Source organism: Marivivens aquimaris (assembly GCF_015220045.1).
GTDB classification, from domain to species: Bacteria; Pseudomonadota; Alphaproteobacteria; order Rhodobacterales; family Rhodobacteraceae; genus Marivivens; species Marivivens aquimaris.
Window position 1 is genome coordinate 1,372,513 of sequence record NZ_JADBGB010000001.1, and the last position, 11,145, is coordinate 1,383,657.

Annotated in this window: 10 protein-coding genes and 2 tRNA genes; 8 read left to right on the plus strand and 4 right to left on the minus strand. The window is 60.4% G+C overall.

All coding sequences use genetic code 11. The features are described from left to right. Nucleotides 1-214 precede the first annotated feature (214 nt). Entirely contained in the window at nt 215-442 is a 228-nt protein-coding gene (locus IF204_RS06845) for a hypothetical protein (protein WP_194095701.1), read from the minus strand. After that, a complete protein-coding gene (locus IF204_RS06850; protein ID WP_167638161.1) occupies nt 439-645 on the minus strand; it encodes a cold-shock protein in 207 nt (68 codons plus the stop codon). Before IF204_RS06850 ends, IF204_RS06845 begins: the two co-directional genes overlap by 4 nt. A gap of 313 nt (nt 646-958) precedes the next feature. Here IF204_RS06850 and IF204_RS06855 point away from each other — a divergent pair, with 313 nt between their 5' ends. Further along, nucleotides 959-1,660 (plus strand): phosphatase PAP2 family protein, encoded by a 702-nt coding sequence (locus IF204_RS06855; protein ID WP_194095702.1) that lies wholly within the window; start codon nt 959-961, stop codon nt 1,658-1,660. Here the strand turns inward: IF204_RS06855 and IF204_RS06860 are convergent. Continuing rightward, entirely contained in the window at nt 1,647-2,942 is a 1,296-nt protein-coding gene (locus IF204_RS06860) for an ATP-binding protein (protein WP_194095704.1), read from the minus strand. The genes IF204_RS06855 and IF204_RS06860 overlap by 14 nt on opposite strands. Nucleotides 2,943-2,985: 43 nt before the next feature. Between IF204_RS06860 and IF204_RS06865 the strand changes: the two genes are divergently transcribed. The 5 genes from IF204_RS06865 to IF204_RS06885 all read left to right on the plus strand — a co-directional run bounded on the left by IF204_RS06865 (nt 2,986) and on the right by IF204_RS06885 (nt 8,668). Then, on the plus strand, nt 2,986-3,846 hold the full coding sequence (locus IF204_RS06865) for an MBL fold metallo-hydrolase (RefSeq protein WP_194095705.1): 861 nt from the start codon (nt 2,986-2,988) through the stop codon (nt 3,844-3,846). Nucleotides 3,847-3,930: 84 nt separating this feature from the next. Next, a tRNA-Asn gene (locus IF204_RS06870) sits at nt 3,931-4,005 on the plus strand. Between the two features lie 48 nt (nt 4,006-4,053). Continuing rightward, nucleotides 4,054-4,128, plus strand: a tRNA-Asn gene (locus tag IF204_RS06875). A gap of 281 nt (nt 4,129-4,409) precedes the next feature. Beyond that, complete coding sequence (locus IF204_RS06880; RefSeq protein WP_194095707.1) at nt 4,410-7,217, plus strand: methyl-accepting chemotaxis protein; 2,808 nt, start codon at nt 4,410-4,412, stop codon at nt 7,215-7,217. Continuing rightward, the gene (locus tag IF204_RS06885) at nt 7,217-8,668 is read left to right on the plus strand and encodes a chemotaxis protein CheW (protein WP_194095709.1); all 1,452 of its coding nucleotides are present in this window, start codon (nt 7,217-7,219) and stop codon (nt 8,666-8,668) included. Before IF204_RS06880 ends, IF204_RS06885 begins: the two co-directional genes overlap by 1 nt. Here IF204_RS06885 and IF204_RS06890 read toward each other — a convergent pair. Further along, a complete protein-coding gene (locus IF204_RS06890; protein ID WP_194095711.1) occupies nt 8,665-9,561 on the minus strand; it encodes a LysR family transcriptional regulator in 897 nt (298 codons plus the stop codon). The genes IF204_RS06885 and IF204_RS06890 overlap by 4 nt on opposite strands. Nucleotides 9,562-9,692: 131 nt before the next feature. On the opposite strand from IF204_RS06890, the gene IF204_RS06895 reads away from it, so the two are divergent. Continuing rightward, a complete protein-coding gene (locus IF204_RS06895) occupies nt 9,693-10,115 on the plus strand; it encodes a DoxX family protein (RefSeq protein ID WP_194095713.1) in 423 nt (140 codons plus the stop codon). Between the two features lie 52 nt (nt 10,116-10,167). Then, nucleotides 10,168-10,989, plus strand: a complete 822-nt coding sequence (gene ygiD / locus IF204_RS06900) for a 4,5-DOPA-extradiol-dioxygenase (protein WP_194095714.1) — start codon at nt 10,168-10,170, stop codon at nt 10,987-10,989. Nucleotides 10,990-11,145 lie beyond the last annotated feature (156 nt).

Sequence of the window (11,145 nt, forward strand, 5' to 3'; positions counted from 1 at the left end):
CGTTTTCCGCTGCTTTTTATATTTAGCGCGGAAATCCGAATTTCAATATTGTCGAATATTTTTTATTTAGGGGTGCCGCGGCGGACAGATGCCCGCCGTGGCCCCTTCGGTCCGGCATCAGCGGAACCTCGACCGATCCAACCGAGATCGATGAAGCTCAACGCGCCAGTCCGAAATTCTTTGCCGCAACCAGATGTGCGGGTCAGGCGGAAGACTAACCTTTATCCCGATTTTCGCGCGCCTCTTTCAAACGACGGCGCTCTTCAGCCCGAGCAACCTGCTCGTCATCAAGCACCTGTTTGACGATGGCGGTCGTCTTATCAAGCTGGGTCTGGCGGCTGGCTGATGCCTTCAGATCGGGAAAGGTTGGCGAAGGAACTTCGCCGTTATTTCCGTTCTGAGCCGGTACACCGGCCAGCAGGTCTTCCAGTTTCGAACTCAAGCGAGCTCGATGTCCGAAGCGGACTCGCGACCGTCACGGCCGGTCTGGATTTCGAAGTTCAGCTTCTGGCCTTCTTCGATGCGGCTGATGCCAGCGCGCTCGACTGCCGAAATGTGCAGGAAGATGTCCTTGCTGCCCTGGTCGGGTTGAATGAAGCCAAAACCTTTGGTTGCGTTGAACCATTTCACGGTGCCGGTGGCCATATCCGTGTCTCCTATTAAAATAGCTGCCCGCGTGATTGCGCAGCTTCGGCGAAAGTCGATCCAAGTCGATCAACTAAAACCGAAAAATCCGGAGTAGTATTTCGAAGAGAAGTAACGTAAGCACGGTCCGTCTGACATGGTTTCGATTATATAGCAAGCGATATTTCGGAATTTGCGTACTATTTCCCGAAATTTATTTTTCCATTTTTTCGATATTTTTTCGAAAAAACCTCTGCAAAATTCCCTGACGGCTTCTTCCTTGCCATCGGCGCGTCAGGCTCCATCTCTTCGGGCAACCCCAGAGATGATTGTTATGATTGATTTCCTTCGCAGCCTACCCCGCCAGATCACCCGTTTCGAACCCGTCACCCTGATCGCCACCTTCTTGGCGGCGGGCGGGTTCCTTCTGTTCGGCAAGCTCGCCGACGAGATGGTCGAGGGCGATCTGGGCGACATGGACGAATACATCTTCATGCTGCTGCGCGAGCAGAACGATCCGTCGAATCCCATCGGCGGGCCGCAGATCGAGGTTGCGATGCGCGACTTGACGGCGCTTGGGGGAGTCACCGTCCTGACGATCATAACCGTCGCTGTGTTCTCGTGGCTGTTGATGTCGCGCAACCGCGCCTCGGCGTTTCTGCTGCTGGCGTCGGTGATCGGCGGTCAGGTCCTGTCGACGATCTTCAAGATGGGCTTTTCGCGCCCCCGCCCCGATCTGGTGCCCCACGCCGTCGAGGTCGCGACCGCGTCGTTCCCCTCTGGCCATTCGTTGATGAGCAGCGTGACCTACCTGACCCTCGCCGTCATGCTGGCCAGCGTGACCCAGATGCGGCGGCTCAAAGTGTTCTATTTCGTCCTTGCGAGTGTCCTGATCCTGCTCGTCGGCCTCAGCCGTCTGTATCTCGGCGTGCACTGGCCTTCGGACATTCTGGCAGGCTGGACGCTGGGTGCGGCTTGGGCGATGTGCGTGTGGCTGGCGTCGAAATACATCCGCTACCGCTTTAACGCGCGATAACGATATCTGCCTGTAGTCCGCCGAGCCGTTCGCTGTCGGTCAGGCGTAGGGTCCCGCCGTGCAGACGCGCAACATCCGCAACGATCGCAAGGCCAAGGCCCACGCCCGTCCCTTGGTTCTGGTTGCGCGCGGGGTCGAGCCGCACGAAGGGCCGCATCGCTTCCTCGCGCCTCTCGAATGGAATGCCCGGACCGTTGTCTTCGACGGTAATGCGGAGCGTGCGCTCGGTCAGCACCATCGACACCTCGGCCTTTGTCGCGCCGTAGCGCAGCGCGTTCCCGATCAGGTTCTCGACCGCGCGTCGCAACGCCAGTTCGCGCAGGGGCATGACCATCGACGGGCTGACATTGCCCGTGTCGATGAGCGTCACGTTCTGCCCTGCCCTCACCGCGTCTTCCACAGCGCGAGTAACAAGCGTCAAGGGTGACGTCGGCTCCGCCACCTCGCCAGCGTCAGCACGTCCGTAATCAAGGAACGCCGCGACCAGTTTTTCCATGTCCGCCACGTCTTCGATCATCGGGGCGGCGTCGTCTTCGTCGATCAACGACAGCCCGAGCCTCAGGCGGGTGATCGGCGTGCGCAGGTCGTGACTGATCCCCGCGAGCATCATCGTCCGGCTCTGGTTCAGGCGCTCGATCCGGCTGCGCATTTCAATAAAGGCGGTCCCTGCCGCGCGAACCTCATTTGCACCGCCGGGGTTGTAGGTTACCATCCGGCCCTTGCCGTACTCTGCCGCCGCATTCGCGAGCCTACGGATCGGACGCAGCTGATTGCGCAGGAAGATATAGGCGACGATGGTCAGCACCGTGCCCATGACCACCATGATGACAATCAGCTGGTGCGGGTTCGAAGCGGAAACCCTGACCCGCTGGAATTCCAGCCTGTAGATCGGCCCGCGCTCAATCCAGACGACCACCTCGCGGCGGTTCGAAAGGTCCACCGCCAGCACACCGTCCAGACGATCGCGCAGCGTCGAAATCATCGCCCGCCCCGAAAAATCAAAGACCCCGCGACGGTCCGCGGTCGGCGCTTCGTCCACGGTACGGATCTCGATCTCCAGCGCCTCGGCCAGCGCGCTCTGGCTGGCGGGCGGGCTGTCGAGGATCAGTGTCAGCTCCCGCTCGACCGCTTTGGTCATCAGAACCGTCACGCCTTCAAAATGGCGTTGAATAAAGACCACCGATACCAGAAGCTGCAAGGAAATGACCGGCAAGAGCAGGATGAGCGCGGCCCGCCCGTAAAGGCTTTTCGGCAAATAGGATTTCAGCGGTTTGAGGCTCATGCGCAGAGGCTAACCGCCACGCAGCAAAGAAGAAAGCGAAACGATGCGGCAAGCAATCACGGACGACATCGTTCTGGTCCGCGCAGACAACCCGTCGCCCATGACTTTCACGGGGACGAACAGTTATGTGGTGGGCAACGAAAGCGTCGTGGTCATCGACCCCGGCCCGCTGAGTAACGCCCATCTGGACGCCTTGCTGGCCGAGATCGCTGGCCGCCCCGTGGACGGCATCATCGTCACCCACGCGCACCTCGACCACTCGCCGCTTGCCCGCCCGCTGGCCGAAAAAGCCGGCGCCAAGGTCTACGCCTTTGGCCGCGCCGAGGCTGGCCGTTCCGACGTGATGACCGACCTCGCCGCGCGCGGGTTGGTGCGGGGCGGCGAAGGAGTGGATCATGACTTCGATCCCGATGTGATCGTGGCGGACGGAGATACGATCTTAGGCATGACGGTTCACCACACCCCCGGTCATATGGGTAACCACATCTGCCTTGAGCGCGGAGACATTATGTTCACCGCCGATCACATCATGGGCTGGGCGACCTCGATGGTCTCTCCGCCCGACGGTGATCTGAGCGACTTCATGGCGTCCTGTCGCAAGATGCTGACGATCCCCAGCACGCTCTACCTGCCCGGTCACGGTGATCCCGTGACAGAGCCGCACGACCGCGTCCGCTGGCTCATTGCGCACCGCCTCGAACGGGAGACACAGATCATGGAGGCCCTCACGGACGGCCCCGCCGATGCGGACGCCCTGACCCGCCGGATCTATGCGGACGTACAGGAATCGCTCTGGCCTGCTGCCAAGCGCAACGTGATCGCGCATCTCGTTGATCTCACGAAGCAAAACCGCGCTTCGCCCGAGGGCGAACTGACGCCGACAGCCAAGTTTTTCAGGCTCTGAAAGCCCCTTCACGGAAGGTTCAAAAAACTTGCAACTCCCCTCTTGCGGACCCTGAACACCATGGCTATACACCGCCGCAGATGTTCCGGCGTAGCTCAGCGGTAGAGCAGTTGACTGTTAATCAATTGGTCGTAGGTTCGATCCCTACCGCCGGAGCCATCTCAAACCCTCTCGCATCAGGGTTTCACAAATAGACGCGAACGGCATTCCGGCGTAGCTCAGCGGTAGAGCAGTTGACTGTTAATCAATTGGTCGTAGGTTCGATCCCTACCGCCGGAGCCAAACAACTCTCCTAAATCAGAAGCAAGTTTGGCAGCCTCAGGCGTCGTTTTGCGCCCTCTCCTCACCTTTTGCTCCCTTTGGTTGCGCACCATTCCCCTTTTGGACAGGTGCTAGTCCATTGTCTGCTATAAATAAGTTTCCCCTACGTCCGTTAGCCTTTCTACCCGAGGAGGACGGCGGCCGTAGTTGATCGGCCCCGCAACACGCAAACTGCCTAGCCTCAAGAGGCCTGACCTCCTGCGAGCCATGACCGCGGGAACGACTGACAAGGATGCGCGACGATGCCAGTTGAATTTCCGGCCAACCTGAAGGCGGCAGCGACCCGTCTTCTCATGGAATCCAAAATCCTGCTTCAGGTGCGAACCGAAGACAGCCAGATCGTCGCGGCGAACGAGGTCGCGGTCAAAGACCTGTTCAATGGCGACGACGATCTGGTCGGGAAAAAGCTGGCAGACTATGTGCGTGAACACGAATACCTCGTCGCACGGATCAAGCAGGCGGCGGCGAAGGGCCGGAACACGCAGCTGAACCTGCACCTCAAGAACGACGCGCGCGCAGTGACGTTCGATATCGTGTTCAACCGCTCGGGCAACGACCTTGACCACGTGATGATGATCGGCAGCCTCGTCCCGATCGACACCGACATGATGGGCCGAGTCGCAGCGGTCAAACGCAGCCAGGCCACCGTGGAATTCGACCTCGAAGGCAATGTGCTGGATGCGAACGAGAATTTCCTCAACCTGTTCAGCTATCAACTCGACGAAGTCGTCGGCCGCCCCCACCGCATGTTCTGCAAGCCGAAATTCGCGAACTCCAAAGAATATCAGGAGATGTGGGAGAGCCTGCGCGACGGCGACTACTACGACGGCGAGTTCGAGCGCGTCACCCGCAGCGGCTCGTCGGTCTGGATTCGCGCCAACTACAACCCGATCATCGGCCCCGACGGCAAGATCGCCCGCATCGTCAAATACGCGATGGACGTCACCGACACCAAGGTTGAGGCGACCCGCAACAACAGCCGCTTTGCCGCGATGAGCTCTGCCATGGCCGTGGCGGAATTCGATCTGTCGGGCCATCTGGAAACGGCGAACGACAACTTCCTGAACCTGATGGGCTACGAGCAGGAAGAGGTCATCGGCGAACATCACCGCATGTTCATGCCGAAAAGCGAGCGCGATACGGCATCCTACAAACAGTTCTGGGACAACCTTGCGCGCGGCGTCTTCGAGAGCGGTGAATTCAAGCGCATCAACAAAAACGGCGACATCGTCTGGATGCAGGCCAGCTACAACCCCATCGTCGACCCCGACGGCAAGGTCATCCGCGTCATCAAGGTGGCGCTGGACATCACCGCCGAGAAAAAGCGCATCAACGAACTGCTGCGCCTGCTCGACACCGTGCAGCAGGGCCAGGTCACGATCGAATATTCGCCCGAGGGCGCGATTGTGGCCGCGAACGATAAATTCTTCGACGTGTCGGGATATGCCCGCCACGAGATGGAAACCCTCGAAGCGCAGCACCTCTGGACCCGCGAGGGCGGCAGCTCGGTCACCTACTCGCGCCTGTGGCGTCAGATTCTGGACGGGAAGACGGTCGCCGGTGAATATCGCCGCTTCGGCGCGGATGGTAAGGACTTCTACCTGCAATCCACCTTCTCGCCGGTCTATGACATCGACGGCCGCCTGATGAAGATTTTCGAGGTCGGACACGACGTCACCGAAGCGATGATCGCGCGCGCCGACCAGACGGGCAAAGTCGAAGGCATCAACCGTTCCCAAGCGATGATCGAGTTCGATCTCGATGGCACGATCCTCAATGCCAACGACAATTTCCTACGACTGATGGGCTACATGCCGCAGGAAATCATCGGCAAGCAGCACCGCATCTTCGTCGACCGCAAGCAGGCGGAGTCGACGGACTACATTGAGTTCTGGAACAAGCTGCGCCGCGGTGAATATTCGCGTGGCGAATACTACCGCCTTAACAAAGCGGGCGAAGAGGTCATCATCCAAGCGACCTACAACCCGATCTTCGACGCGGACGGCAATCCTGTAAAGATCCTCAAGCTTGCCACCGACATCACCGAACGCCGCCGCAAGAACGCCGAGTTCGAAAGCCGCTTTAACGCGATCAACGCCAGCCAGGCTGTTGTCGAGTTCGATCTTGATGGCAATGTCATCTCGGCCAACGACAACTTCCTGCAAGTGATGGGCTATTCGCTGCGCGAAGTCCTCGGCCAGCACCATGCGATCTTCTGCCTGCCGGAATATGTGCGCTCCGAACAGTATCGCCGTCTGTGGACCGATCTGCGCGCGTCCAAGTACATTTCGGGCCGTTTCCATCGCATTGGCAAATTCGGGCGGGACGTGTTCATCCACGCCACCTACTCACCGCTCAAGGACTCTCAGGGCAATACCGTCGGCGTCATCAAATACGCGCATGACATCACCGAGCAGGTGGAACTGGAGTGCATGATCCGAGGCAAGACCGACGAGATGACCAACACCGTGGCGCGCCTTGCGGGCTCGATCATGTCGATCAACACCTCCGCCGATAAGGCGTTGCACTACTCGCACGACACCAAGCGCAGCGCAGACAACGGCAACAGCTCTCTGTCCAACGCGATCGAGGCGATCGACCTGATGGCGAAGTCCTCGAACTCCGTCGGCGAGATGGTCCGTGTGATCGGCGACATCGCCAACCAGACCAACCTTCTAGCCTTCAACGCCGCCATCGAGGCCGCACGCGCTGGCGAATACGGCGTCGGTTTCTCGGTTGTGGCGGACGAAGTGCGCAAGCTCGCCGAACGCAGTTCGAACGCCGCGATGGAGATTACAAAGCTCATCAGCGAAAGCTCTGCCCGCGTGACGCTTGGCACCGAACGATCGCAGACCGCCCGCACCGCCTTCGAGGATATCGTCGAGGCTGTGAACAACACCGCCGATATCATCTCTTCAATCTCGACCCTTGCCCGCGAACAGGACACCGTATCGAAATCGGTCGTCGATCTGATCGAGGAACTGTCCAAGGTTTCGACCATGAGCGAAGTGAACGCTGCGGACTATAAAATTCGGTCGGTCGAAAGCTGATGAGCGAGGAGGCTGACACCGCACCAGCCGAAACGGCCAGCGGCGAGCGCAAGATCGACCTGCCGCAGCACGATACGCTTGCGGTCATGGACCTCGGATCCACGCTGCTGGGCATTTCGGTTCTGAACATGCGCGAGGTCGTGAACGCGCCGGCCAGCTACCAGCCTGTGCCGAGCGGGGAGAAAGGCGTCGTCGGGGCCTTCATGCTGCGCAAGCAGATCATCCCCGTTATCGACCTGCCCGTCTTCCTCGGCGTGACGGACGAGCCGTCGCACACCAACGCCATCGTGGTCATTGTCGAACACGACAACCACCTGATCGGGCTGCGGGCACGCGGCACCGCGCGCCTTGTTCACGGTGACGCCTGCACAATCGAACCCCTGCGCCATGCGCCCAACCACCGCACGGCGACCGTCACGGGGCAGCTTATCCACGATGGAGAGGCGATCTATCCGATGCTGGATGTCGCGGCTCTCTTTGCCGAAAACATCCCCGCCGTGCGCCTCATCACCAGCGAACAGCGGGACTGGAGCCTCAGCGACCGCTACCTGCTGTTCAAAACCGACGGCGTGCAGTTCTGTATGCCGCTCGAATATGCGACAGGGACCGTGGCGGATTCTTATGTCGAGGAAGTCGGCGCAGAGAGCCGTATCTGCTACGGCATGATCCGCTCGCACGGTATCCGGCTGGCGCTGGTGGATGTTTTCACGCTGCTCGGCCTCGCGACCGAACGGAAATCGGTGGTCAATAGTTCGGCCGTTATTGTCAAAGGTCTTGGCGATCAACGCATCGCCCTGCGCGTCGACAGCGTCATCGATATCATCCGCGTATCCGAAAGGGACATCGGCCCCATCCCGCCCGGCATGAACGTCCGCCACGGGCTCGCGGCAGGATCGGTGTCGCGCGGGGATGAGGACCACTTCATCATGCTGGACTTTAACGGCCTCCACGCCGATCAGGAGTTCGTCAAACTCGGCAACCTGTCGCACAAACAGGATGCGGCTGGCACCTTTGAGACCGACACCCGAACCATCGACAGCAACGAAGTGAATTGCCTCGTCTTCAACCCCAACGCGCTCGCCGCGATTGCCGTCGAGAACGTGATCGAGATCCTGCCGTGGCGCGAAACCCTTCCGCTCGGCAAGGAGCACGTCATGATCGGCACGATCAGCCATGGCGGGCACACGCTGCCAATCTACCGCCTCGACCACATCATCGGGCGCGAGGTGGAGGACCTGCCTCGCACCGCCGCCATCGTCGTGGTGCGTCACGGTGATCGCAAAATCGGCTTTGCCATTCGCGAGCTTTGCGCGATCGAGGTGCTATCCGTGGTCCCGCAGAAAAAGCGGATGATCGGGCGCATCGCCTATCGCCGCATGGCGCACGGACGGCAGCTCCTCAATTTCATCGAGCCGGACGAGCTGGAAATTCCGCAGTACGCAATGGGCTAGAGGAGGCCCGAGGTTTTCACATCCTCGGCGGCAAAATCGATCAGCGCGCGGATTTTGCGCGGAAGCGCCCTGCCCTCTAGGTACACAGCGCTGAGCGGCCCTGCGTCGGTGTCAAAGTCCGGCAGCACCGGCACCAGATCGCCCTTCGCCAGCGCCTTCGACATGGCGAAACGCGGTGTGTAGACGATACCGAGGCCCGCGCAGGCCAGCTCGCAGGACGCCACGGCGGAGTTCACGCGGAACTGGCCCGAGACATTTACCGCGAACTCCTCCCCATCCTTGCGGAACGTCCAGCGGCGCGGCTGGCGGCGGTTCATGTCGATGATGCAGGTGTGGTTTTCGAGGTCCGCAGGCGTTTCCGGCGTGCCGTGCGCGGCTAGATATTCAGGGCTCGCCACCGCCATTAGCTGGAACGCCCCCAGCTTGCGGGTCTTCAGCGACAGACGTTCCGACAGCCCCATGCGGAAGGCAACGTCGATGCCGTCGCTGGCAAGATCGACGTAGATGTCGCTCAGACGCAGGTCTATCTCCAACTTGGGATGTTCCTTTGCGAAGCGCCCCAGCATCCCGCAGATGTAAATCTCGCCCAAAGTGACAGGGGCTGAGACACGGATCATCCCCGTTAGCCCCCGCGACCCGCAGGACACCTCTGCCAGCAACTCGTCCAGATCGTCCAGCAGCGCAGGCGCGCGCGCCAGAAGGTCTTCGCCCGCGGGGGTCAGCCCCACCCGCCGCGTGGTCCGCTGGAACAGACGCACGCCTAAACGGGCCTCCAGTTCGGCCACGTATTTCGACGTCAGGCGGTTCGAGACGCCCAGATGGTCCGCCGCAGCGGTGAATGATCCGGTCTGGGCAGTGGCGACAAAGGCGCGGAGTTCTTCGGTCAGGTCCATGGTACATTCGGAACATATCGTGGAAAGTATTTCGGTAACTTCGCCATTTTATACCACATCCGCAATACGTATTTTGAGCCTCAGACAAATGAAGCCGCACGGAAGCGGCACACCACATCTGGAGCTAAGACATGAACACCAACACCCAAGCGGACTACGCCGCCTTTATTCTTCGCGTCAGCACGGGCATCCTCTTCCTCGCCCACGGTCTGATGAAAGTCTTCACCTTCACCATCCCCGGCACAGTCGGCTTCTTCGAAAGCCTTGGCCTGCCAGGTTTCCTCGCTTACCTGACCATCATCGCCGAACTCGGCGGTGGCGTCCTTCTGATCCTCGGCATCGGCACCCGCCTCGTTTCGCTGGCTCTGATCCCCGTTCTCCTCGGCGCCACTTGGGCGCACGCTGGTAACGGCTGGAGCTTCTCGGCAGCTGGCGGCGGTTGGGAATACCCGCTGTTCTGGACCGTTGCGCAAGCTTCGCTCGTCCTTCTGGGCGCAGGCGCCTATGCTGTCCGCATCCCCGCGCTGCAAAAGTCGCTCGGCCAGTTCGCCTAACACTCACGGGGTCGCCCCATAAGGCGGCCCATCCCTCTCAGGAGCAAATACGATGACTATCGCAACCGATCTTCAGAACTTACGCGACCGTCTGGCTCCGTCCGATCGGATGCCGCTGGTCTTTCTCGGTCACGGCAGCCCGATGAACGCGATCGAAGACACAAAGTTCAGCCGCGCATGGACCGAATTGGGCCAGAGCCTGCCGCGTCCCAAGGCCATCCTCGTGGTGTCCGCCCACTGGATGACCCAAGGCACCACGCTGGTCGACGTGTCCAAGATGCCGCGCACGATCCACGATTTCTACGGCTTCCCGCAGGCACTCTATGACCAGCAGTACGCGGCAGAGGGCGATCCCGAACTGGCCCGCACCGTGGCCAGTCTCCTCGCCAGCCACCACGCCGAAGAGGATGACACATGGGGCCTCGACCACGGCGCATGGACCGTGCTGAAGTTCCTCTATCCCGACGCCGATGTGCCTGTTTTTCAGGTGTCGATCGACATGGGCCGCGACCTCGATCACCAGTTGGAGATTGGCCGCACCCTGTCCGAACTGCGCGACCGCGGTGTGCTGATCCTCGGTTCGGGCAACGTCGTCCACAACCTGCGCGCCATGCGTCCGGGCGGCGCGCCGCAGGACTTCGCGACTGAGTTCGACACGCTGTTCAAGGACAAGCTGGAGGACCGCGATCTGGCGCACCTCGCCGACCGGAATAAACTTGGCTCGCTCCTGACCATGGCGCACCCGTCCGTGGACCACTACATGCCCGCGCTGACCATCGCCGGCGCGTCGGATGACAAGGACAAGCTGACGTTCATGACCGACGCCATCGACCTCGGTTCCGTGTCCATGCGGTCCTTCGTGTTCCACGCGTAACCCGCGCGTTCTCCGAGAAATTCCGAAAGGCGGCCAAACATTTGGTCGCCTTTTCATTTTTCAGAAATGTTCTTGTTTTATCCTGACCACATCCGCCATGATGGGATTCTCGGTTTGGATCTATTTGCCAGTCACATTTGCAACCTGAACCGTGTA

What these genes read in the sequence shown, in the direction of transcription:
- IF204_RS06850 (WP_167638161.1), bottom strand. Translation starts at nt 645, where the DNA reads ATGGCCACCGGCACCGTGAAATGGTTCAACGCAACCAAAGGTTTTGGC.
- IF204_RS06855 (WP_194095702.1), top strand. Translation starts at nt 959, where the DNA reads ATGATTGATTTCCTTCGCAGCCTACCCCGCCAGATCACCCGTTTCGAA.
- IF204_RS06860 (WP_194095704.1), bottom strand. Translation starts at nt 2,942, where the DNA reads ATGAGCCTCAAACCGCTGAAATCCTATTTGCCGAAAAGCCTTTACGGG.
- IF204_RS06865 (WP_194095705.1), top strand. Translation starts at nt 2,986, where the DNA reads ATGCGGCAAGCAATCACGGACGACATCGTTCTGGTCCGCGCAGACAAC.
- IF204_RS06880 (WP_194095707.1), top strand. Translation starts at nt 4,410, where the DNA reads ATGCCAGTTGAATTTCCGGCCAACCTGAAGGCGGCAGCGACCCGTCTT.
- IF204_RS06885 (WP_194095709.1), top strand. Translation starts at nt 7,217, where the DNA reads ATGAGCGAGGAGGCTGACACCGCACCAGCCGAAACGGCCAGCGGCGAG.
- IF204_RS06890 (WP_194095711.1), bottom strand. Translation starts at nt 9,561, where the DNA reads ATGGACCTGACCGAAGAACTCCGCGCCTTTGTCGCCACTGCCCAGACC.
- IF204_RS06895 (WP_194095713.1), top strand. Translation starts at nt 9,693, where the DNA reads ATGAACACCAACACCCAAGCGGACTACGCCGCCTTTATTCTTCGCGTC.
- ygiD (WP_194095714.1), top strand. Translation starts at nt 10,168, where the DNA reads ATGACTATCGCAACCGATCTTCAGAACTTACGCGACCGTCTGGCTCCG.